This window comes from Bacteroidota bacterium (assembly GCA_025059945.1).
Classification (GTDB): domain Bacteria; phylum Bacteroidota; class Rhodothermia; order JANXDC01; family JANXDC01; genus JANXDC01.
Genome location: JANXDC010000004.1, coordinates 183,851 through 207,235, shown reverse-complemented (window position 1 = coordinate 207,235; position 23,385 = coordinate 183,851). Strand labels below are relative to the sequence as shown.

The window sequence follows — 23,385 nt, the reverse complement described above, 5'->3', positions numbered from 1 at the left end:
CGATGCCTTTACAGGCCCCTAGCTCGAACACAGCGCGCAACGAGAGGGGTTCCGGCCCTGCAACAAGCCTAGGCGGGCCCAGAGAGCAGCCAAAATTCATAAAACATTGCGTATGTTTAGGAGCGCACCGTAGGCATTTGCCATGCCCCAGCCTGCAAGCTTCTGGATAGGCCTGGTTGCCCTCGGCTTGGTTTTGCCCGGAGGGCAGAACGCGCCCGTACGCACCGGGGCTGAGCTCCTCTACGAGCAGGGATGGGGGTGGCTACGCAACCGGCGCATAGGGCTCATCACCAATCACACGGCCCTTTTAGGGGATACGCTGCATTTGGCCGATGCGCTGGCGCGCTCCGGGGTCGTGCGCCTGATGGCGCTTTTCGGGCCGGAGCACGGGATCCGAGGCGCAGCCCCGGCCGGCGAACCCATCGCGGATGAACGAGACCCCAAGACGGGCGTGCCCGTGTATTCGCTCTATGGACCGACCCGAAAGCCCACTCCGCAGATGCTGCGCGACGTGGAGGTGCTTCTCTACGACATCCAGGACGTGGGAGCGCGCTTCTACACGTACATCAGCACCATGGGGCTGGCGATGCAGGCGGCGGCGCAAGCGGGCATCCCGTTTGTCGTGCTGGACCGCCCCAATCCGCTTGGAACTCTCGTAGAGGGACCGATTCTGGACACGGCCCGAGTGCGCTCGTTTGTGGGCCTTTATCCGATTCCGATCGTCTACGGGCTCACAGCCGGTGAACTGGCGCGCATGATCCAGGCTGAGGGCTGGCTTCCAGGACTGGAGCAGTTGGACCTGCGCGTGATTCCCGTCTCAAACTGGCGCAGAAGCCGAACCTGGCCGGACTGGGGACGACGCTGGGTGCCCCCCTCGCCGAACATACCGGACTGGGAGACGGCTCTGCTCTATCCGGGCACCTGCCTCGTCGAAGGCACCACGGTAAGCGAAGGCCGCGGCACCCGCGCGCCGTTTCGCTTAATCGGCGCCCCTTGGGTGGATGGGCTCGCCTTGGCGCGCGCGTTAAACCGGCTGAATCTGCCCGGGGTGCGGTTTCAAGACACCGCCTTTACGCCCGTGGACGTGCCGGGCATGGCCGTTGATCCCAAGCACAAGGGGCGGCGCTGCTACGGGGTCTACATCACGCTCACCGAAGAGGCCCGAAGAAAACCCGAGATCCTCCAACCCGTCCGGCTGGGCCTAGAGCTTGTGCGCCTGCTTTATGCCCAGTGGCGGGTCCGCGGCCAAGGAACGGCCTTCTGGCGCACGGAGGCCTTCGATCGCCTGGTGGGCACTGAAGCGGTGCGCCAATGGATCGAATCCGGCAACAGGCGGGCGCTTTGGGGTCCGAGGGGGTACGCTTTAGATGCGGCGCGCGCCTTTTGGGCCCGCACAAGGCCGTATCGGCTCTATCCGGACTAGGACGACGAGGTTTTCTCGCGAAGAACCTCCCAGAGCGTCCGCAGCAGGGCCTCTCGGGTGATGGGCTTGGGCAGATACCCCTCGAAGGCGGCCTTTTGGATTTGTTCGCGATCCTGATCGGTCGCATAAGCCGTTTGCGCGATGAAGGGCACCGCAAGCAGCGCCGGCCAGCGAGCCCGAAGCGCATCCCGTAGGACCCTCCCTTCCCAGGGATGCGGTAGGTGCAGATCCAGCAACACCACATCGGGCCGTTCCCCGCGAGCCTGGGCCTCTTGACAGAGCCGCATGGCCTCCTCGCCGCTCGGCGCCCACTGCAGCCGAACCAGCCCCCGAAGCGCCTCCTCCACAAAACGAGCGCTTTCGGGATGATCTTCGATGAGCCAGATCCTAGGCAGTAGACCGCGAAGCAGGGCCACGTGCTCCGGATCAGGTCCCTGCCTTTCGACATCGGATACGGACTCCTGAGGGGCCTGAGCGGCCGGAAGCCGGATTTCGACCGTTGTGCCCTCCCCTTTGCGGGAGCGCACTTCGATGGAGCCCTCCATGAGCTCCACTAAGCGCTTGGTGATGCTAAGGCCCAGCCCGCTGCCCTCTGCGCGCCGCTCCCAACCCGTGGACTCTTGTGCAAAGGGCTCAAAGATGCGCGAAAGAAAGGCCGCCTCTATCCCTATGCCCGTATCTTGAACCTGGATGAGCACGTGATCGGCCTTCCTGCGGGCGAGCACATGGATCCATCCGGCCTCGGTGAACTTTACGGCGTTGGAGATCACGTTCAGCAACACTTGATAGAGCCGCTGCTCATCGGCGGACAAGAACAGATCGGCCGGAACCTGACAGCTGAAACGCAACCCCTTTTTGTGCGCCTGGGCCCGAAAGGTCGCCAGGGCCTGCTCCACAAGGGGAAGCAGACGCACGGGGCGGATGTCGACTTGGACTTTTCCCGCCTCTATGCGGCTCAAATCGAGGATATCGTCTAACAGCCGCAGCAGACGCTGGCCGCTACGCTGGATGATGTCCACGAACTCCACAAGATCGGGCCGCTTCAGGACCTCCAGCTCCTCGCGCAGGAGCTCGGCAAACCCCAAGATGCCGTTCATGGGGGTTCGGATCTCATGGCTCATGGAGGCCAAAAAGGCGCTTTTGAGCTGGCTTATCTCCTCAGCCTGCCGACGGGCTTCCCGCTCGGCTTCCAGGGCCCGACACTGCTGGGTGATGTCCTGCGCCGCCCCGTAGATGCGCTCAGAGCCATCGGAGTCGGCAGCCGCAGCCGGCCGAGCGTAGTCCCGAATCCAACGCACCGAGCCGTCCTGGGCAAGAAGCCGCAGTTGGCATACGCTTTCCTGTCCGGCGCGCAGCCGCTCCAGATGGGCCCGCCAAAGGGGCCGATCCTCCGGCACCACCCAGGGTTCAAGGCCGCCGGCCTCGTTGAGGGTCGTTCTCTCCAGCCCCAGGATGCGCAAAAAGGCCCCGCTCAGCCACAGGTACCGAAGCCCGCCCTCCGGCTCCAGCTGCGCCTCGTAGGCCATATCGGAGATGAGTTCGGCGATCGCCCGATGGCGCGCCTCGGAGCGCGCAAGCTCCTGCAGGGCCTGGTCGCGTTCCCGGCGCAGGCGGGCTTTGGCTAAGGCTTCCTCGATGGCCACAGGCAGCCGGGCCGGGTGTTGCTTCAGCACGTAATCGGCTAGCCCCTGCTTCATGCCCTGCGCGGCCACCTCTTCGCTTCCGGTGTCCGTGACCATGAGCACCGGCAGATACGGAAGACGGGCCTTGAGGGCCTCCAACACCTCTAGACCCGTGGCCCAGAACAACCGATAATCGGTGAGCACTACGTCCGGGGGCGCTGTAGCCAAAGCCTCCTCAAACTCGGCGGCGCTGCGAATCTCCCGAAACTCGGCATCCGGAAAGGCGGTACGAAGGCGCCGCACTAGCAGCAGCCGATCGTCGGGATTATCGTCTATAATCCAGATCCTCATGCGCCCCCCTGGATCCATCGGCCTCGGCGCGCAACAGTTCGATCCAAAACACGCTGCCCTGAGTCGGGCCGGCCTGCAAGCCTATGCGGCCGCCCATGAGCTCGACGGCCTTGCGCGCGATCGCCAAGCCCATGCCCGTACCGGGGTAGGCCTCTGGCCCATGCAGGCGCACAAGGGGCTCGAAGATGCGTTCTTGGTGCTCTGGGGGAACCCCGATCCCGTTGTCCTCAAAGGCGATCCGCACCCAACGGGGGCCCGGCTGCACCGTTATGCGCACCCAAGGGGCCAGGCCGGGCGATACGTAGGTAAGCGCATTTCGCAGGAGTTCGCTTGCGCCCGTACGCAACAGGCTCGTATCCCCCCAGACCCAGGCATCGGGGCCTAGGACGCTAAACTCAGCCCGACGCGCGGCCGCAACCTCCCGGTGGGCCGCTAGCGTCTGCTCCAGTACGGGCCGAACTTGAATGGGCCGCAACGCGGTGGGCTCTTTGAAGCCCAGCTGACAGAAGGCATATAGCCGATCTACGAGCACTCTCAGCTGATGCGCCGAGGCCCGGATCCGCTCCAGAAACCGATCCGCCTCCGGCTTCAGCAGAGGGCCCAGGTCTTCGCGCAGGGCCTCTACGTACCCGTCGATGATCCGCAGCGGCGCCCGCAGATCGTGCGCGACGCCTCGGAAGAAAGCCTCAAGCTCGCATTGACGCCGGCGAAGGGCGCGCGTATGCTCGCGCACCTGCTCCAGAAAACGCAGGCGCGCCTGTAGCTCGGCCGGCTCCAGCGGCAGCGCGGCTACCTCGTCGACAAGCTCCCCCCAATACGGCCGCAGATCGGGGAACTTACGCCGGGAAACCAGACACAACACAGGCCAGAAAAGAGGTCTTTCGGCGGCTTTGCGCTGATGCAGGCGCGCCTGATATCTTTCCAGCGCGGCCCAGTCTACAACAGCGCCCACAGAGGGCTGCTCCCAAGGCTCTGGACCCTCAGCCCAAACCCAGATCGATTGGGACCCCAGGAGGGCATTTACTCGCTCCCGGAGGGCGCGTCGTGTTATAAGCAAAAGCCAGCGACCCAGCATAGGGACTTCAGGCAGCATAAGGTGGAATGGCTTTCGATGCGCTCCTCTTCTCCCTCCCCTCCGGTTTGTATCCAACCCCTTGCAGGTCAGACTTTTTTAGCAAAAGAAGATAAACTTTAGAATTCAAAGCGGTCAAGCCTGGCCTAACCGTCCCTCTCGAGATCGAGCGCACACTCAACGCCAGCGCAGGCCCTGCCAGGCGCGCTCCAGGCGGGCCAGCAGTTCCGGCCAGCTTCCCCCGATGGCCGTGATATGCCCCATTTTGCGGCCGCGTCGGACTTCGGCCTTGCCGTACCAGTGGAAGAAGACGTTTCGTTCTCGCAGAAGCGCCTCTAGCCCCTCAAGGCCCGCCCCGTCGAAGGGACCGATCAGGTTGCGCATAACACCGCGGCTGCGCGCGCGCCCGTCTCCAAGCGGCAGACCGCAGATCGCGCGCAGGTGCTGTTCAAACTGCGACGTATAGGCGGCCTCCCAGGTGACGTGACCGGAGTTGTGCACGCGAGGGGCCATTTCGTTTAGCAGCACGGCGCCATCGGGGAGCACGAACATCTCCACGGCCAGCAGGCCCACGTAGCGAAGCCCCTCGGCCAGCCGCCGGGCGTAGCCTTGCGCGCGCCGAGCTACGGAGGAGGGCAGACGAGCCGGAAAGCGGGTCTCGAAGAGAATGCCCTCCCGATGGGTGTTTTCGAAGACCGGGAAGACGGCAAGGCGCCCCTCTGCGGTGCGCGCCAACAAAACGCTGATTTCGCGTTCAAAGGCGACCCAGCGCTCCAGGATCCACGGCCCACGGTTGGGATCCAGCTCCCTTAAGACGTTCTCCACAGAGGCCGAATCTCGCAGTACCCACTGGCCCTTGCCGTCGTAGCCCCCCTCGCAGCTCTTGAGCACGGCGGGAAAGCCGATACGCTCCAAGGCCGGCCCAAGGGCCTCTGGGCTATCTATGGGCTCGAAGGCCACCGTGGGTAGGCCCAAAGAGCGAAAAAACGTTTTTTCCCGCAGCCGGTTCTGGCCAATCCAGAGGGCTTCGGCCGGAGGGTGCACGCGGATTCCTTCGGCCTCCAGGGCGCGTACGGCCTCGGAGTCGACGTTTTCGAACTCAAACGTCACCACCTCGCAAGCCCGCGCCAGAGCGCGCACGGCCTCTAGGTCTTCGTACGGGGCCGTGATCTGTCGGTCGGCCACCTGGGCGGCTGGGCTATCTGGGCTGGGGTCCAGCACCAGCACCCGATAGCCCATCCGGCGCGCCACAAGAGCCAGCATACGCCCCAACTGGCCGCCGCCCAGAATCCCGATTCGCGCCGGAGGAGCAAGAGCGCTCATCAGGCCTCCTCCTTTGGGGGCAACGTCCAGCTGAGCACCTCCTCGGCTAGCTCGCGCCGGTAGTTTTCCAGGCGCTCTACGAGCTCCGGGTATTTGAGCGCGAGCATACGCGCCGCCAGCAGAGCCGCGTTGCGCGCCCCCGCCTCTCCGATGGCGACCGTGGCCACCGGCACGCCCGCGGGCATCTGCACAATCGACAGCAGCGAATCCAGCCCCCCCAGGGCTCGAGTGGTTATGGGCACCCCGATTACGGGCAGCGTCGTCTTCGAGGCGGTCATGCCCGGAAGGTGCGCGGCCCCTCCGGCGCCCGCAATAATGACCTCGATGCCGCGCTCCCGGGCCGATTCGGCGTACTGAAACATCCAGTCCGGCGTTCGGTGGGCCGAGACCACGTGCGCCTCATACGGAATGCCCAGGCGCTCGAGCATGCGACAGGCCTCCTGCATAACCGGCCAGTCTGAACGACTGCCCATGATCACCCCAACGCGCATACTTCGCTCCGCTGTTGGATCGAGCCAGAAGTTAGGGCGCTCTAGCGGGCCCGGACAACGATTGCGCGCGAGCTCCAGTCGGACTATTTTGTTGCGCTCGCTTACAAAATGAGAAAACGATGATCCCCCGGGACGCCTGCATTTACGTGGCCGGCCATCGCGGGCTGGTCGGCTCCGCGATCCTACGTCGGCTTCAAGCCGCCGGCTATCGGAACCTCATCCTGCGCACCCGACAGGAGCTGGATCTGTTGCGGCAGGCTGAGGTGGAGGCGTTCTTCGAGCGGGAGCGCCCGGAGTACGTATTCGTAGCCGCCGCCAAGGTTGGCGGCATCTGGGCCAACGCTACCCGTCCAGCGGAGTTTTTGTACGAAAACCTCCTTATAGAGGCCAACCTCATACATGCGGCCTGGCGCTTCGGGGTCAAGCGGCTGCTTTTTTTGGGCAGCTCCTGTATTTATCCGAAGTTCGCCCCTCAGCCTATTCGGGAAGAAGACCTGCTAACGGGCGCGCTGGAGCCCACCAACGAGCCCTATGCGATCGCCAAAATCGCCGGGTTAAAGCTTTGCGCGGCCTACAATCGGCAGTACGGCACGGACTTTCGGTGCCTGATGCCGAGCAACCTCTACGGTCCGGGGGATAACTTCGATCTGGAGACCAGCCACGTGCTGGCGGCCTTTATTCGCAAGTTCCACGAGGCGCTTCCGGATCGGCCCGTGGTGCTCTGGGGCACGGGCAGCCCGCGTCGGGAGTTTCTGCACGTCGACGACCTGGCCGAAGCTTGTCTGTTTGTGATGAACCTGCCCGAGTTCCCTTATGAGTTTCTGAACGTGGGCACGGGGGAGGATCTGGAGATTCGAGAGCTGGCTGAGCTCGTACAGCGCATCGTCGGACATCGAGGCCCCATCCAATGGGACCAGACGCGGCCCGACGGCACCCCACGCAAGCTACTAGACGTTTCGCGGCTGCGCGCCCTGGGTTGGGCCCCGAAGATCGGGCTAGAAGAGGGCATCCGACAGACATACGCCTGGTACTTAAGCCAAGTGGCCTCCTCGGCCGCTTAGCGGGAGAGGGCTTTATGTTGCGCCCCAAACGCGCGCTCATCACCGGCATCACAGGCCAAGACGGCGCGTACTTGGCCGAGCTGCTGCTCTCGAAGGGTTACGAGGTGCATGGCATCAAGCGCCGCTCTAGCCTATTTAACACGCAGCGCATCGATCACCTGTATCAGGATCCCCACGAGCCCGGCACGCGCTTCTTTCTGCATTACGGGGACATGACGGACTCCACGAACCTGATTCGGATCATCCAGGAGGTGCAGCCCGACGAAATCTACAACTTGGCCGCTCAGAGCCACGTCAAGGTCTCCTTCGAAACCCCGGAGTACACGGCCAACGCCGACGCCTTGGGCACACTGCGGTTGCTGGAGGCGATCCGCATCCTGGGGCTCACGGATCGCACCAAGTTCTATCAGGCCTCCACAAGCGAGCTTTTCGGCAAGGCCCCAGAGGTACCGCAACGAGAAACCACCCCCTTCTATCCCCGTAGCCCCTACGCCGTGGCTAAACTCTACGCCTACTGGATCACGGTCAACTACCGAGAAGCCTACGGGATCTTCGCTTGCAACGGGATCCTGTTTAACCACGAATCTCCGATTCGGGGCGAGACCTTTGTAACGCGTAAAGTCACGCGCGCGGCGGCCCGCATTAAGCTGGGCCTGCAAAAGAAGCTCTACATCGGCAACCTGGAGGCGCGTCGCGACTGGGGGCATGCGCGCGATTATGCAGAGGCCATGTGGCTTATGCTCCAACAGCCGGAGCCGGACGATTACGTCATCGCCACAGGCGAGACGCATTCCGTGCGGGAGCTCTGCGAGCTAGCCTTTCGGGAGGTCGACATCCCTATCGACTGGATAGGGAAGGGCGTAAATGAAAAGGGGGTCAACGCGCGGACCGGTGAGGTCATCATCGAAATCGATCCCCGATATTTTCGCCCCACCGAGGTGGACATCCTGCAGGGAGACGCGACGAAGGCCCGGGAACGACTGGGGTGGTGCCCGCGCTACACTTTCGAAGAGCTTATCCGAGAAATGGTACGAGAGGACCTACAGGCCATCCTCCATCCCCCCGTCTCCCATGCAACGGAGGATTGACGGCGCCCTCTCGTTGCCCGATCCGCGACCATTGGCCGATATTTCGCCGATCTAATCCGGAAAGAGGCGCTGTATGCGACTGCCCTTTGCCCTAGCCCGTCGCTTCGTGGCCGGAGAGCAGTTCGAGGAGGCGGTCCCCAAGGTGCGCGCGCTCAACGCACGCGGGATCGGGGTCACGCTGGATCTTTTAGGCGAATACGTAACGGACCGCGCGCGGGCCGAAAAGGCCGCTCGTGATTACCTAGAGCTGCTCGAGCGCATCCAGAAGGCTCAGCTGGAGGCCACCGTTTCCATCAAGCTCAGCATGCTGGGCTTGAAAATCGACCGCGATCTGGCGCGTGCAGGATTGTTTCGGCTTTTGGAAAAAGCCCACGCCCTTGGCCAGTTTATCACCATCGACATGGAGGGCTCTGATCTGACCCAAGCCATTTTGGATCTGTTCGAGGAGGCCCACGATCGCTACCCCGAAAACGTCGGCACGGTTCTACAGGCCTATCTGTACCGGACCGAGCAAGACGTAGAGCGCATGATCGCTCGGGGTGCCCAGATCCGGCTCTGCAAAGGCGCCTACAAGGAGCCGCCCTCGATCGCGTACCAGCGCATGGATCAGATCCGCGAGCGCTTCTTGCAGTACATGCGTCGCCTTTTGGAGCACGGCCGCTATCCGGCCATCGCCACCCACGATGACCGCCTTATTGCGGCCACCAAAGCTTTCGCCCAAGAAAAGGGCATAACCGCCGATCGCTTCGAGTTTCAGATGCTATACGGTATCCGGCCGCAGATGCAGGTGCGTTTGGTCGAGGAAGGCTACCGCATGCGCGTGTACGTGCCTTTCGGCCGGGAATGGCTGCCGTACTTCAGCCGTCGGTTGCGGGAACGCAAGGAGAACGTCTGGTTCGTGCTCACGAACCTCTTCAGAGCCTAAGGCCCGATGCGAGCCGAAGGGGAGCTTCTGGAGCTGTTGCGGCAGATCCGCGCTTTCCTCGCCTACCAGGTGGAGGTGTTTGGCCCGGAGCTGCTATGCGCCTCGGCAAAGCCGGCCCAGCCCTCCTCCTCCGAAGGGGCTAGCAAGGGAAACCGCCCCGCCGATCCCTGGGAAGCGCTCGGCGAGGCGCTTCCGGAAGCCCTGCGAGGCATACGGGATCTGGAAACGCTAGAGGCTCTGGTGCGACCTTGCACGCAATGTCGGCTGGCGCGCACCCGTCGGCACGTCGTCTTCGGAACAGGCAACCCCCAGGCGCGTCTTGTGCTGGTCGGGGAGGCCCCAGGGGCCGACGAAGACGCCACAGGGGTCCCCTTTGTGGGCAAAGCCGGTCAGCTTCTGGATCGTATCTTGGCTGCCATTGGGTTCACGCGCCATGAGGTTTACATCTGCAACGTGCTCAAATGCCGCCCTCCATACAACCGGGACCCGGAGCCCGAGGAGGTCGCGGCCTGTCGTCCGTACTTGCTGCGGCAGTTGGACCTTATCCGCCCTCGGCTTATTTTAGCTTTGGGTCGGCATGCGGCCACGGCGTTGCTGCAGACCACGGAGCCGCTTTCTCAGCTCCGGGGGCGCTTGCATCCGTTCTATGGAGCGGAGGTAGTCGTCACCTACCATCCAGCCGCTTTGCTGCGCAACCCGGGCTGGAAACGGCTGGTCTGGGAGGACGTACAGCTGCTGCGCCGTCGATATGATGAACTCATCGGGTCATGAGCGGCCGAGGTAAAGATCTGCCCAGACGCGTTGAGGACCTGCTGGGAGCCTTCTCAGAGCCCAACCCTCTTTTGGGGTCCACCCCGGTTTCGGGCTCTCCTCCGACGCGGCCGAACCCTCCCGGAGGCCGCCTGCCTCCTCAGGCTGTAGAGGTGGAACAGGCGATACTGGGAGCCCTGCTCACAAGCCGCGAAGCGATCCCCAAGGCGATCGAAATCCTTCCCCCAAGAGCCTTCTATCACCCCGGACACCGGTGGATCTACCAGGCGATTATGGAGCTCTTCGAACGGGGCGACCCCGTGGACTTGATCACGGTCCAGGAAGAGCTGCGCCGGCAGGGACGCCTGGAGGAGGTGGGCGGGGTGGCGTATCTGGCCGGATTGACCGCGCAGGTGGCCTCCAGCGTCCACGTCGAATATCACGCCCGCATCGTTCTGGAGAAGGCCATCTTGCGGGAGCTGATTTCCCTGGGCTCTCACATAGCGCAGCGCGCTTTCGAGGAGGACGCCGATCCATTCCAGTTGCTCGATCAGGCCGAGCAGGAGATCTTCCAGCTATCTGCCGCGGGCATGCGGCGGCCGGCGCAGCGCATGAACGACGTGCTCAAAGAGACCCTGGAGCGCCTTGAGGCTCTGCATGGCCGCGACGGAGGGGTTACGGGCGTGCCCTCCGGGTTTCATAAGCTCGATGAGCTCACCGCGGGCTGGCAGCCCTCGGATCTCATCATCGTGGCCGCGCGCCCGTCGATGGGCAAAACGAGCTTCGTGCTTTCGGCCGTGCGCAACGCGGCCCTGCACCCGCGCAAACCTACGGCGGCTGTGATCTTTAGCCTGGAGATGTCGGCCACGCAGATCGCCCAACGGCTTCTGTGCGCTGAAGCGCGCGTTGACGCCCAGGCGCTGCGCACGGGCAAACTCCATGACGACGAATGGCCCCGGTTGGCGCGCGCAGCCGGCGTGTTATCCCGGGCTAAGATCTTTATTGACGATACGCCCTCGATGAACGTGCTCGAACTACGCGCCAAGTGCCGACGCCTAAAAAACGAGCACGACATCGGGCTCATTGTGCTCGACTATCTGCAGCTCATGCACGGATTGCGAGGCGCACAGAGCCGAGAACAGGAGATCGCGCAGATTTCGCGCTCCCTTAAGGCCCTGGCCAAGGAGCTCGACGTGCCCGTGATCGCGATTTCGCAGCTGTCGCGCGCCGTGGAGCTCCGGGCTGATAAAAGGCCTCAGCTATCAGATCTGCGCGAGTCGGGCTCGATCGAGCAAGATGCGGACGTCGTGCTCTTTATTTACCGCGCCGAACGCTACGGGGTCAAAGTCGACGAACGGGGCAACCCCACCGAGGGCATTGCCGAGCTGATCGTGGGCAAACAACGCAACGGACCAGTGGGGACCGTGTACCTGGCCTTTATCGATCAGTACGCACGCTTCGAGAACTTGGACACGATATATGCCTCTTATCCCGGCTCTCCCCCCGCGAACGCGCCTTTTTAGGCCCCCTCTGGTGCTTTTTGTGCTCTTCTGGCCGTTTTCCCCGGCCTTCGGGCAGGGCGCTTGGGCCGTACACGGGCAAATAGGCCCCACGGTCTTTCGGGGGGATTATGATCCGGGGCCCTGGCGGCTGGGACTGAGCATAGGCGGGGCCCGGGAACTATGGCCCGACGCCTGGTTGGGGGCCGAGTGGGGCTGGTTACCCTTCCAAGCCCGCGTTCGTCCCCTTTGGCTGAGCCAACATCCCCAGCTGCCCAGCTCAATCCAGGCCGACCCGATGTACCTCAGCCTGCTTTTGCGCTGGACCCCCAGACTAGGGGCGGAGTCTTGGTATCCTGTGCTTGAGGCCGGTGCCGGCCTTATGTGGCTAGAACCGCAGAACGCCTCGGGCGCGCGGCTTCGCAGCCTTCCGGAAACACGCGCCCCGGGAGAATCCTACAGCGGGCTGGGGAGCGCTTTTCCCCTTCGGATCGGCCTGGCCCGGGAAATACACCCCCGCTGGGCCGTGCGCGTTTTGGTGGAGGCCTGGCTTCCATTGCAGGATTACTGGGATAACACAAGCCACCTGGCCAACCCCCGTACAAAAGACGCGCTCTGGGGACTCCGTGTAGGGCTGCTCTATCTCCATGATCGCCCTTTATCCGGCTCCCCGCTGCCCGCCGAAAACCGGTCGGAGGACCCGTTGGTGTGGACGGTCCGTATCGTAACGCTTGCCAGCGCCGATCAAGCGGTCCAGGTGCGGGCCTTCCTTTCGGCTAACCGATGGGAGGTGGAGATGCTCGAGAAACCGGACCCGATACACGGCCGTCTCTGGGTGCTCTTTTTCGGCCGTTATAGCAATCGCCAGGCTGGGGAGTCAGATCGGGCCCGCATAGAAGCTCTGCTCAAGGAGTCACCCTACTTCCGACTCGACCCCAACCCTCCTGAGGTGGTCCTGTTGCGCACCCTGCGCCTGATCCGCAATCAGGAGTAGCCGGATCCGGAGCCGACGGGGGCGTGCTCGGAGGAATGCGCCCGGACACGCCAGAAGGCCTCCACGCGCGCCGCGATGCCGGCGGGATCCAACCCCACCTCGGCGTACAGCTCGGCCGGGGAGCCGTGTTCAACGAAGCGGTCCGGTAGCCCCAGACGCAGCACGTGCCCCGAGTAGCCGCGCTCGGCCAGGTATTCGAGAACGGCGCTTCCGAAGCCGCCCATGAGGACGCCGTCCTCTATGGTGACCAAAACCGGGTAGCGTTCGGCCGCCTCATCAATCAAAGCCGTATCGAGAGGCTTGACGAAACGCATATCGTAACAAGCGGCCGAAATGCCGCGCTCCTGTAACAGCTGACGGGCCCGCATCGCGTGCGTTCCGATGTGTCCGTAGCTCAGCAGGGCCAGATCCGTTCCATCAGCCAGCTTGCGGCCCCGGCCGATGGGGATGCGCGCAAATCCGGGCCGCAAGGGCATGCCCGTAGCGGGCCCTCGCGGATAGCGGATCGCAAAGGGCCCCTCATGGTGCAGGGCCGTGTACAGGAGATCCCGCAGGTCTTGTTCGTCCATGGGCGCGGCCACAACGAGGTTTGGAATGCAGCGCAGATACGCGATATCGAAGGCCCCATGATGCGTGGGGCCGTCAGCCCCCACGAGCCCAGCCCGGTCCATGCAAAAAATGACCGGCAGCTGCTGCAGGCAGACGTCGTGGATGATCTGATCGTAGGCCCGCTGCAGGAAAGTCGAATAGATGGCCACAAAGGGTCGGAAGCCCTGCGTGGCCAATCCGGCTGCGAACGTGACGGCGTGCTGTTCGGCGATGCCCACGTCAAAAGCGCGATCCGGCATGGCCTCCATGAGCAGGCGCACGCTTGTGCCCGTAGGCATGGCGGCCGTGATGGCGAGCACACGCTCATCGCTTTGGGCTAGCTCCACAAGGGCCCGGCCGAAGACGTCCTGCCAGTTCGGAGCCTTGGGAGCGTCGGCGCCCTTAAGCGGTTGGCCAGTGATCTTGTCGAAGGGATGGCCCTGTGCGTGCCATTTGACCTGATCCCGCTCGGCGGGCCCGAAGCCCTTTCCCTTGACCGTGACCACGTGGAGCAGCTTGGGGCCGGGTAGCGCGCGCAGATCCTCCAGCACGCGCACTAGCCGGAACACGTCATGGCCGTCTATGGGGCCAAAGTAGCGAAAGCCCAATGCCTCAAAGAACATCCCCGGCGTAAAAGCGGCCACGAGCGCATCTTCCAGACGCGCGGCCACATGGCGCAGCTGCTCACCTAGACCCTTAAGATGCCCGAGCCACTTCCAGATCTCGTCTCGGATGCGGTTAAAGGTCTTTGTGGCCGCCAGTTCCGCCAAGTACTCTTTAAGCGCCCCCACGTTGGGGTCGATGGACATCTGATTGTCGTTGAGCACCACGAGCAGATCGGTCTTGAGAGCCCCCGCGTTGTTGAGCGCTTCAAAGGCCATGCCTCCGGTAAGCCCCCCGTCGCCGATCACCGCTACGACCTTTCGGTCGCGCTCGCCCTTGCGATCTCGGGCTATGGCCATGCCCAGGGCGGCCGAAATCGAGGTAGAGGCGTGCCCCACACCGAAGGTGTCATAGGGGCTTTCACCGCGCTTGGGAAAGCCGCTCAGACCCCCGTACTGACGATTGGTGGGGAAGCGATCTCGACGCCCAGTGAGGATCTTGTGCCCGTAGGCCTGATGCCCCACATCCCAGACGAGCAGATCATACGGGGTCTGGTAGACGTAATGCAGCGCCACGGTCAGCTCTACGGCCCCGAGGCTGGCGCCGAAGTGGCCGCCAATCACCGAAATGACATCGATGATATACTGCCGGAGCTCCTCGCAAACCTGAGGGAGCTGATTGAGGGGTAGACGGCGCAAATCGGCCGGCTCGTCGATCTGCCGAAGCAGGAGACCTGGGGTGAACGACATGCGCGCCCTCGCTTTACGTGGAGGCCTCGTCCTGGAAGTCTGAGGCGATTTGCCGAACCCGCAGCGTGGCCTCATCCAGTTGCCGCAGGCAATAGCGAATAAGCGCCATGCCCCGTTCGTAGCGGCGAATCGCCTCCTCAAGCCCGATATGGGCTACGTGCGCGGACTCCAACGATTGCACGATCGCCTCCAGTTCCCGCAACGCCTCTTCGAAGCTCAAAGGATGTTCGGGGTGTTCGCTCATGCAGATCTCCCTTCGATACGAGCCGGCAAGCGACCGTCATAAAACTCCAGCTCAATCCGATCTCCGGCGGTTAGCTCCCGAGCCTGATGTATCAGGTGGCCATCGTGCCAGACCAAGGCAAAACCGCGTTCAAGGGGCACCGTAGGCCGTTGGGCAGCAAGCCGCATCCGTAGCTGCTCCAAATGCGCACGCTCCCGCTCTAGCCGCCACGCGATGGCCCGCGCAAGCCGTTCGGCCAGATCCGAAAGCCAGCGCTCGCGCTCGCGCAGTAGATCGAGCGCCCGGCGCAGCCCGTGTCGGTTGCGCAGGGCCCCTAAGCGCTCCCGCTGCCAGCGCAGCATGGCGCGGAGAGTCGCCTCCAACCGCTGAGCCTGCCTGAGAAGCCGATCCCGGAGCTCGACTTGATCCGGCACCACGAGCTCGGCCGCGTTCGAGGGCGTAGCCGCGCGCACGTCAGCGGCCAGATCGCAAAGGGTGATATCGATCTCATGGCCCACAGCGGACACAACGGGGATGCGCGAGCCGAAAACCGCCCGCACGACGACCTCCTCGTTGAAGGCCCACAGGTCCTCGGCCGACCCCCCACCGCGGCCCACGATGAGCACGTCAACGGGTTCGCAGCGGTTGAAGTACGCGATACCGGCTGCGATCTCATCGGCCGCCCCCACCCCCTGCACGCGGGCAGGATAAACGAGGACCTCTACAAGGGGAAAGCGCCGTCTGAGGATGCGCAGCATATCCTGCAGGGCCGCTCCCGTAGGCGAGGTGACGATCCCGATTCGCCTCGGGAAGGGGGGAAGCGGTTGACGTGCCTTAGAAAAAAGCCCCTCGGCGTGCAGACGCGCCTTTAGCAGTTCAAAGGCCCGTTGCAGGGCTCCGATGCCGTCAGCCTGAAGCCGGTCGACGTCAAGCTGATAGCGCCCCTGCCGTTCGTAGACCGTGATGCCGCCGTGGGCGCGCACCTGCATGCCGTCCTCGGGCCGAAAGGGCATATAGGAGGTACGCTGACGCCAAACTACGCATTCCAAGGCAGCCTCGGCGTCTTTAAGCGTAAAATACCAGTGCCCGTTTCCGTGTTGGCGAAAATTCGAAACCTCCCCTACCACCCAGAGGTCGTCGAAACCTGCCTCCAACGTAAGGCGAATGGCGCGCGTAAGCTCCCCCACGGTGAGGGGGCGTACCTCAGTATGCTCCATCAAGCTCACGGCTTCTAGGGCAAGCTAATCCGATCGGCGTGGACCTCTACGAAGGTCTTCCAGCCGCGCCGGGGCTTTCTTGCGCTCGCCTGATCTCGATGGGCGTGGCAATAGGCCACGGCCAGCGCATCGGAGGCGTCGGATGAAGGGGGCTTTTGCTCTCCGGACAACCCCAGAAGAGCGCATAAGGTACGCCACACCTGCTCCTTGGAGGCGCTTCCGCGTCCGGTGACGGCCTTTTTGACCTGCGCCGGCAGGTATTCGACCACCGGCACGCCCTCATGCGCGGCGGCCAGCATGGCCGCGGCTTGAGCGCGCCCCAATTTGAGCATAGCTTGGGGGTCGCGTCCGTAAACAGGCATCTCCAGAGCGCAGACATGAGGCCGATGATGGCGCATGATCTGCCGCAGGCGCCGGTAAAGCTCTTCGAGCCGCTCCGGATGCGGGGCCCGGCAGGTGAGCTCGAGCGCACCAAACCCCCGGAGCAGGCAGCCCCTAGAGTCCGCCTCCAACACGGCAAACCCGGTGCGACGGGAGCCCGGATCGATGCCCAAGATGATCATGCGCCCGCCTCAGAGAGCGCGGCCACCGTCTCTTCGTCCATCTCCAGGTTCGTGTAGACGGCCTGCACGTCGTCTAAGTCCTCCAGAGCCTCGATGAGCCGCAATGCCCGACGGGCCGTTTCGGGATCGACTTTGACGGTCGTCGTGGGCACCATCTCAAGGGCGGCCTTCTCCATGCGGAAGCCGGCCGCTAGAAGGGCCTCCCGAACAGGGGCGAAGGCCTCGCGCGGGGTGGTGACCACGTATACGTCCCCTTCCAGAGCCAGGTCCTCAGCTCCGGCGTCCAAGATGGCCTGCAGCAGATCCTCCTCCCGCACCCCGTCGGCGGGCACGTGCAAGATGCCCTTGCGTTCAAACAGGTAAGCCACGCTGCCGGAGGTGCCCAGGTTGCCCCCATGGCGGCTGAAAAGATGACGCACCTCGGCCACGGTCCGGTTAGGGTTGTCCGTGAGCGCATCGATATAGATCGCCACCCCGCCGGGCGCATAGCCTTCGTAGGTCACCGCTTCGTAGGCTTCGGCCTGGTCTTGGCCTGCGGCCTTCTTGATGGCCCGCTCGATGTTTTCCTTGGGCATGTTCACGGCGCGCGCGTTTTCGATGGCCAACCGGAGCCGGGGGTTGCCATCGGGATCGGGGCCACCTTCGCGCACGGCCACCGTGATCTCGCGGATGAGCTTGGTAAACAGTTTGCCCCGCTTGGCATCGACAACGGCTTTTTTGCGCTTAATCTGCGCCCATTTGCTGTGCCCCGCCATAATGCGCTGCCTAGCTTAGCTGCGCTTGAGAAGAAAGGCGCCCGGCTAAAAATAGCCATATGGAGGGGCCGGGCGCAATGAAGCCGGCCCGCTTTCGGGCGGACCGGCTTCGAAGGAGGAGAGGAACGCCCGGAGGCGTTTGGAGTAGGCTAAGCAGGGCGTGATTCGACCTCCGCTGAGGCAACAGGCAGCTCGGCCACCGGCACGGAGTCGGCCAATGTAAAAGTACGCCGGAACCAGGCGCGACCCCGCTCGACCATCACGTACATAACGGGCACAACAACGAGCGTCAAGAACGTGGCCACCGTTAGTCCTACGATCACGGCCACGCCCATCGGCCCCCACCAGGCGGACTGCTCACCACCCCAGAAGAAGTCCGGCTCCAGACGAGTAACCAGCCCTAGGAAGTCGATGTTCATGCCGGCCGTAAGCGGCACAAGACCCAAGATGGCCGTGGAGGCCGTCAGCAGCACGGGCCGCAACCGGGTGCGGCCGGCTCGAACCACGGCCTCCTCAAGCGGCATTCCGCGAGCGCGCAATAGATCCGCGTAGTCGACGAGCACAATCCCGTTGCGCACGGCGATCCCGGCTAGGCTGATGATGCCCAGGCCCGTCATGATGATGGAGAAGGGCATCCGAAACAGGATCAAGCCCCAAAGCACCCCGATGATGGAAAGCAACACGGAGGTGGCGATGATAAGGGGCTTGACGACGGAGTTGAACTCCGCCACCATAATGAGCAGAATGAGCAGCAGGCCAATCAAGAAAGCGCGGCCCAGAAAACGAGAGGCCTCCTCTTGCTCCTGCCGCTGGCCTGTAAAGCGCATCGTGTAGCCTGGTGGGAGCTCAAAGCCCTCCAAGAGGGCACGCACCTCGCCCAGGACCGCGTTCGCGTTGTATTCGTCCTTGACGTTGGCCGAGACCGTGGCCACGCGGTTGAGGTCCTTGCGGTTGACCGTGCCCAGCCCTTCGGTGAGCTCCCAGCGGGCCACGGCGCTTAAGGGGATCTGCCGGCCCTCTTTGAGCACCACCAGGTTGGCCAGCACCTCTGGGGATAGGCGATCTTCGGGCGAAAGCCGCACGGTGATGGGGTATTCGTCCTCGCCGTCCCGGTATTTGCCGGCCTCCACGCCGTTGATGGCGCTTCGGATCGTGGAGGCGATCATCTGCGTGTTCACCCCGTAGAGGGCGGCCCGCTCCCGGTCGATGTGCACCACGAGCTCGGGCCGAACGTCGTTCATGTCGCTCTTTAACCCGTCGAGCTTGGCATACACGGGAGAGCGCTTGAGGGTCTCAAGCACCTGATCCGAAAGCCGCTTGAGCACCTGAAAATCATCCCCGATGATCTCGATGTTGATGGGCAGGCCCGTGGGCGGCCCGATGTTATTGCGTACCACGGACACGTCGGCCCCAGCTATAGCCTCCGGCACGACCTGGCGGATCTGGCGCAGAGTCTGGAAGGCGTCGTGCTGACGCTTGTGGTAGTCGATCAGGTTGAGCGTCACACTGCCCTTGTTGAGCCCTCCGCTGCCGCCAGCGGAAAAGCCAAAGGGATCGGCGGCCCCACCGGAGATGGCCACAATGGACTCTGCATCCTCTCTGCCGGGCAAGCGCGAGACGACCTGCTCCGCGGTGCGCACGGCTTCATCGGTGCGATCCAAGGTGGTACCGGGTGGGAATTCCAGGTTTACGGCTACCGTCCGAGGCGGGGTGTTGGGAAAGAACTCCACCCCAGCATTCAACAGGGCGAAAAGCAGGAAGGTGAGCACCCAGATGCCAAACGTCCCCCCCAGCACGAGCATCCGGTGGCGGAGCCCCCAACGCAGCAGGCTTTCGTAGCGCGCGCTCAACAGAGGCATACCTTGATGCATGAGCCACCGAATGGCGGGCTTCAGCAACCAGCGGCCCGCCGCCCAGGCCAGCACGGAGCCCACCACCAAGACCAGAAACGTCACCCAGCTTACGAGCAGGGCCAGAAGGCCGAAAAGGCCCATACCCAGGGCGAGCAAAATCTTGGCGTTGCGATGCAGGCCGGGGCCGCGCTCGCCCTCCCGACGCATAAACGTGGCCGCTATGGCCGGATTGATCACAAGGGCCACAAACAGAGAGCAAGTAAGGGCGATGATCACCGTGATGGGCAGGTACTTCATGAACTCGCCCACGATGCCCGGCCAGAAAAGCAGCGGGAAAAAGGCCGCCAAAATCGTGAGCGTGGCCGTGATCACGGGCACGGCCACTTCGGCCGTGGCCAACCGGGCGGCTGTAACGCGATCGTAGCCCTCCTCAACGTAGCGGTAGATGTTCTCCACGACCACGATCGCGTCGTCGACCAAAATCCCCAGCGCGAGCACCAGGCTGAAGAGCACAATCATGTTCATGGTATAGCCCAGGGCCCAGATCACGATGAAGGTGAGCAGCATCGTGATCGGGATCGCCACGCCTACGAGCACGGCGTTGCGCACGCCCATGAAGAAGAGCAGCACGGCCACCACCAGAATAAGCCCGGCGATGATGTGATTTTGCAGGTCGTGCACCATGACGGCGATCGTCTTGGACTGATCGCCCGTGATGTCGATCCGCACCCCGGGCGGCAGACTGGGCTTGACCTGGGCCAAGATGGCCTTAATCTGCTCGGCCGTTGCGATAATGTTCTCTCCGCTTCGCTTTTTGACGGAAAGCGTCACCACCGGCTGCCCGTTTAAGCGGGCGTAACTGGAGCGCTCCCGGAAGCCGAAATCCACCACCGCCACGTCGCGCACATACACGGGCCGGCCGTTTACGGTTTTTACCACCAAGTCCTGGACTTCCAGGGGGTCGCGAAACTCCCCAGGCACGCGCACCGCAAAGCGACGGCTTTCGAAGTCGATATTCCCGCCCGGTATGGTGAGGTTTTCGGCCCGAATGGCGTTCACCAGATCCGTGAAGGTGAGGTTGTAATACTTAAGCCGGTTCAGGCTGGCGTAGACCTGCACTTCTCGGTCCAGCCCGCCCGATACGGTCACCTCGAGCACCTGCGGGACCTGCTCAAAACGCTCCTTGAGGTCGTCGGCGATCTTTTTGAGCACTACGAGGCTGTAGTCGCCGGATATGTTCACCTGTAGGATCGGGAACTGGGAGAAATCGATCTCCTGGATGACGGGCTCATCGGCGTCGGCCGGAAGCTTCGTCTTGGCCAGCGCGACCTTTTCCCGGACCTTCTGCAGCGCCTCCTCCATGTTGGTGCCGGCCACAAATTCGACGGTGACCTGGCTGTAGCCCTCTCGGGACTTGGAGGTGATCTGCTTCACCCCGGGTATGGCCTTCAGGGCTGTCTCGATGGGCCGGGTGACGAGCGTCTCGATGTCTCCGGGAGAGACCCCAAGGTAAGGGGTGGCGACGATGATGGTCGGCACCTCGACTTCGGGGGCGGACTCCTTGGGCACGCTCACGTAGGCCATCAAACCGGCCACTACGATGAGGCCCACGAGCACGAAAACGGCGGTTCGATAGCGTACGGCCAATTCCGTGAGCCCAAACCTGCGCGGCCCTGAAGCTCCGTTTCCCGGAAAACCCTGCTGCACAGCGGCCATAATCGGGGTCTCCTTACTTGATCGCCACGGGTTGAACCGGGTTCAGGATCCGGACCCGGTCGTTGGGATTGAGCTTCTCGTATCCGACAGTGATAAGCAGCTCTCCGGGAGCAAGACCCTTGGTTACGACGACCTCGGTTTCGTTTTCAGGGCCCAGCTCCACCCGGCGCGCCTCGGCCCGATAAGAGCCATCGGCTTGCCGAGCGGCCACGAAAACCTGGAAGCCGGCTTCTGTGCGCACCAGCACGGCCTTGGGAACCACGAGGGCGGCCGGCAGGCGCGTTAGCAAGATTCGGAGCTCGGCCACCATCTCAGGCTTGATCAGCCGACCGGGATTGGGGATCTCCACCTCGATCGGAAGCGTGCGGTTTTGCGCATCGATGGATGGGCCCACGTAAGCAATGCGACCCCGAAACGTTCTGCCCGGCAGGACGTCGAAGGACAGCTGCGCAGGCATGCCCGGCCGAATCCTTTCAGCCCAGCGCTCCGGCACCCCGGCCGTGACCTTGATCCGGTCCACGTGAACCAAACGAGCCACAGGGGCGCCGGGAGCGGCCATTTCGCCCTCATGCACGAAAAGACGATCCACAATCCCCGAGACCGGGGCGCGCACGACGGTCTTCTCCAGGCGGGCGCGCAGCGTCTCCAGCTTAGAACGGGCGGCCGCATACGCATAGCGGGCCTGCAGGTACTGAAGCTCGGTTCCGATCGAGTCCTCCTGCCACAGGCGCCGCTGCCGCTCGTAGGTCTCCTTGGCTAGTTCATGAGACGCCTCGGCCTCTTCGAGAGCCGTGCGCAAGAGCGTGTCATCGAGCTTTACAATAGCCCCTCCGGCCGAGACGTAGGCGCCCTTGTCGGCGTATACCTTGGCCACACGCCCGCCCTCCTCTGCGGCCAGGCGCAGATCGTAATAAGCCGCCGCCGTGCCCGTAAGCCGCAAAAAGGCGTCAAAGGGCTTCTCTTGCAGGGGAGTGACCTCCACATTCAGGATGCGCTCCGAGGCGGCGGCCGGCTGAAGTTGGATCGTGGTCTCCTGGGGTGAGCGCGCAGAGCCGCCCGCCTCGGGGCGCTGACATCCGATGAGCACGAGAGCGCCAATGCCGTAGGAAAGCAACCGCAGTGTGTGCACGGATCTAGCTCCTTTACTTTTCGATTTCGGGCACATGGCCCATCGCCCGATCCAGCTCGGCCCGGGCGATGAGGGCATCGTAGATGGCCTGCAGTCGATTGACTTCGGCCTGTGTAAGCAGAAACTCGGCGTCGGTGATCTCTAGTTGGCTACCGGTTCCCTCGCGATATCGAGCACGGGCGATCTCATAGCCTTTTCGCGCCTGTTCTACGGCCCGATTCTGAGCCTCTACGCGGGCTAGGGCCTCGCGCAGGTTGCCGATCAGAGTCCGCAGCTCGGCCTTGGCCAGCTCCTCAAGCTGCTCCTGTTGGGTCCGCGCCTGTCGATAGCCCAGCTGCGCCTGCTCGATGCGAGCGATGCGGCGAAAGCCCGAAAAAATCGGCACCTGCAGCTGCAGCCCAACGGCCAAACTGCTCACGAAACGCTGTTGGGGGTCCCCCATGCCGAAGAAGCGGAATTGTTCGCCTTGAGCCTGCCCCTGCCAACTGGCGAAGGCGTACAAGCTCGGATACAAAGCGGCGCGCTCGGCCGCCACGCGCTGCGCCTCCAGGCGCGCCCGAATCCGCGCCTGACGCAGATCCGAGCGCCGCTCCTGGGCTATAGCGAAAGCCTCCTCTAGGCTCGGTATCGGACGCGCGTCGGCATAGGCCAAGGCGCCCGAGACTTCGATCGGAGCCTCCACATCCAAGCCGATCTGGGCTTTTAGAGCGTTTTTGGCTGCCTCTACCCCGTTCTGTGTCCGGATCAGCTGGGGCTGCAAGTTTGCCAGCTGCACCTCCAGACGCAGCACGTCATAGCCGGAAACCAGCCCCTGGGCCTGCAGGGCCCGGGCTTCCCGCAGGGCGGCCTCGGTCCGCTCTATACTCTGCTGCACCAGGCGCAGCTGCTCCTGTGCCAGCAGCACCCCGTAGAAAGCTTGTTTGACGGCCGTGACGACCTGCAGGCTGGAGCCGCGCAGGGCCTCCTCAGCCAACTCTTCGTACACTTGGGCCACACCGAGCCCCACAAAGACTTGACCCTGAAAGAGCGCTTGCCGAACCGTAAGGACGGTGTTCCAGGCGTTAAGCGCCCCCACCGTGATGGGCCGCAGGGGACGCTTGCCATCCGGGCCCGGCTCGGCCGTGAAATCCGGGAAGAAGAAAACCGGACGCCTGACGTTGTTCGTGTACTGCGTCTGCGCCGTGATCTCAGGGTAGACGTTGCCCCAGGATTCGCGCACCTGCTGTTGGGCGCGCTCCCACTCGAGCACGGCCACCCGCAGTTGACGGTTGCGATCCAAGGCTATCTGCAGAGCATCCTCCAATCGAAGCGGCCGCCCTGCGCTTTGGGCTTCGACCGGTATGGGACCCAAACAGCAAAGCCCTATCAGGGTAAGGACACGCATAGTGGA

Annotated in this window: 19 protein-coding genes; 7 read left to right on the top strand and 12 right to left on the bottom strand. The window is 63.5% G+C overall.

The genetic code is table 11. The annotated features are described in order from the left end of the window. Positions 1-142: 142 nt before the first annotated feature. Entirely contained in the window at positions 143-1,423 is a 1,281-nt protein-coding gene (locus tag NZ993_02835) for a DUF1343 domain-containing protein (protein ID MCS7154732.1), read from the top strand. Here NZ993_02835 and NZ993_02830 read toward each other — a convergent pair. The 4 genes from NZ993_02830 to purE all read right to left on the bottom strand — a co-directional run bounded on the left by NZ993_02830 (position 1,420) and on the right by purE (position 6,282). After that, positions 1,420-3,396: a response regulator gene (locus NZ993_02830; GenBank protein MCS7154731.1), complete on the bottom strand. Its 1,977-nt coding sequence runs from the start codon at positions 3,394-3,396 to the stop codon at positions 1,420-1,422. The two genes, NZ993_02835 and NZ993_02830, sit on opposite strands and share 4 nt — an antisense overlap. Next, on the bottom strand, positions 3,371-4,348 hold the full coding sequence (locus tag NZ993_02825; protein ID MCS7154730.1) for a HAMP domain-containing histidine kinase: 978 nt from the start codon (positions 4,346-4,348) through the stop codon (positions 3,371-3,373). Before NZ993_02825 ends, NZ993_02830 begins: the two co-directional genes overlap by 26 nt. 297 nt (positions 4,349-4,645) lie before the next feature. Further along, a complete protein-coding gene (locus NZ993_02820; GenBank protein MCS7154729.1) occupies positions 4,646-5,791 on the bottom strand; it encodes a 5-(carboxyamino)imidazole ribonucleotide synthase in 1,146 nt (381 codons plus the stop codon). Beyond that, positions 5,791-6,282: a 5-(carboxyamino)imidazole ribonucleotide mutase gene (gene purE / locus NZ993_02815; protein MCS7154728.1), complete on the bottom strand. Its 492-nt coding sequence runs from the start codon at positions 6,280-6,282 to the stop codon at positions 5,791-5,793. The genes NZ993_02820 and purE overlap by 1 nt, the downstream gene beginning before the upstream one ends. A 119-nt stretch (positions 6,283-6,401) precedes the next feature. Here purE and NZ993_02810 point away from each other — a divergent pair, with 119 nt between their 5' ends. The 6 genes from NZ993_02810 (at position 6,402) to NZ993_02785 (ending at position 12,599) form a co-directional block, all read left to right on the top strand. After that, the gene (locus NZ993_02810; protein ID MCS7154727.1) at positions 6,402-7,343 is read left to right on the top strand and encodes a GDP-L-fucose synthase; all 942 of its coding nucleotides are present in this window, start codon (positions 6,402-6,404) and stop codon (positions 7,341-7,343) included. Between the two features lie 14 nt (positions 7,344-7,357). Beyond that, on the top strand, positions 7,358-8,431 hold the full coding sequence (gene gmd / locus NZ993_02805; GenBank protein MCS7154726.1) for a GDP-mannose 4,6-dehydratase: 1,074 nt from the start codon (positions 7,358-7,360) through the stop codon (positions 8,429-8,431). Between the two features lie 73 nt (positions 8,432-8,504). Continuing rightward, the gene (locus NZ993_02800; protein ID MCS7154725.1) at positions 8,505-9,356 is read left to right on the top strand and encodes a proline dehydrogenase family protein; all 852 of its coding nucleotides are present in this window, start codon (positions 8,505-8,507) and stop codon (positions 9,354-9,356) included. Between the two features lie 6 nt (positions 9,357-9,362). After that, a complete protein-coding gene (locus NZ993_02795) occupies positions 9,363-10,127 on the top strand; it encodes a uracil-DNA glycosylase (protein ID MCS7154724.1) in 765 nt (254 codons plus the stop codon). Beyond that, the gene (dnaB, locus tag NZ993_02790) at positions 10,124-11,629 is read left to right on the top strand and encodes a replicative DNA helicase (protein MCS7154723.1); all 1,506 of its coding nucleotides are present in this window, start codon (positions 10,124-10,126) and stop codon (positions 11,627-11,629) included. Before NZ993_02795 ends, dnaB begins: the two co-directional genes overlap by 4 nt. Before the next feature lie 10 nt (positions 11,630-11,639). Further along, the gene (locus NZ993_02785; GenBank protein MCS7154722.1) at positions 11,640-12,599 is read left to right on the top strand and encodes a hypothetical protein; all 960 of its coding nucleotides are present in this window, start codon (positions 11,640-11,642) and stop codon (positions 12,597-12,599) included. On the opposite strand, the gene dxs is transcribed toward NZ993_02785, so the two are convergent. The 8 genes from dxs to NZ993_02745 all read right to left on the bottom strand — a co-directional run bounded on the left by dxs (position 12,590) and on the right by NZ993_02745 (position 23,379). Beyond that, on the bottom strand, positions 12,590-14,539 hold the full coding sequence (gene dxs / locus NZ993_02780) for a 1-deoxy-D-xylulose-5-phosphate synthase (GenBank protein ID MCS7154721.1): 1,950 nt from the start codon (positions 14,537-14,539) through the stop codon (positions 12,590-12,592). The genes NZ993_02785 and dxs overlap by 10 nt on opposite strands. Before the next feature lie 13 nt (positions 14,540-14,552). After that, positions 14,553-14,783, bottom strand: coding sequence for an exodeoxyribonuclease VII small subunit (xseB, locus tag NZ993_02775; GenBank protein ID MCS7154720.1), 231 nt, complete (start codon positions 14,781-14,783; stop codon positions 14,553-14,555). Then, positions 14,780-15,979, bottom strand: a complete 1,200-nt coding sequence (gene xseA / locus NZ993_02770; GenBank protein MCS7154719.1) for an exodeoxyribonuclease VII large subunit — start codon at positions 15,977-15,979, stop codon at positions 14,780-14,782. Before xseA ends, xseB begins: the two co-directional genes overlap by 4 nt. A 14-nt stretch (positions 15,980-15,993) precedes the next feature. Beyond that, positions 15,994-16,542, bottom strand: a complete 549-nt coding sequence (gene ruvC / locus NZ993_02765; GenBank protein MCS7154718.1) for a crossover junction endodeoxyribonuclease RuvC — start codon at positions 16,540-16,542, stop codon at positions 15,994-15,996. Next, positions 16,539-17,297, bottom strand: coding sequence for a YebC/PmpR family DNA-binding transcriptional regulator (locus NZ993_02760; GenBank protein MCS7154717.1), 759 nt, complete (start codon positions 17,295-17,297; stop codon positions 16,539-16,541). Before NZ993_02760 ends, ruvC begins: the two co-directional genes overlap by 4 nt. A gap of 149 nt (positions 17,298-17,446) precedes the next feature. Then, positions 17,447-20,866 carry an efflux RND transporter permease subunit gene (locus NZ993_02755; protein MCS7154716.1) on the bottom strand — a complete coding sequence of 1,140 codons (3,420 nt, stop codon included), beginning with the start codon at positions 20,864-20,866 and terminating at the stop codon, positions 17,447-17,449. A gap of 13 nt (positions 20,867-20,879) precedes the next feature. Further along, positions 20,880-21,995: an efflux RND transporter periplasmic adaptor subunit gene (locus tag NZ993_02750; GenBank protein ID MCS7154715.1), complete on the bottom strand. Its 1,116-nt coding sequence runs from the start codon at positions 21,993-21,995 to the stop codon at positions 20,880-20,882. Between the two features lie 13 nt (positions 21,996-22,008). Then, on the bottom strand, positions 22,009-23,379 hold the full coding sequence (locus tag NZ993_02745) for a TolC family protein (GenBank protein ID MCS7154714.1): 1,371 nt from the start codon (positions 23,377-23,379) through the stop codon (positions 22,009-22,011). Positions 23,380-23,385 lie beyond the last annotated feature (6 nt).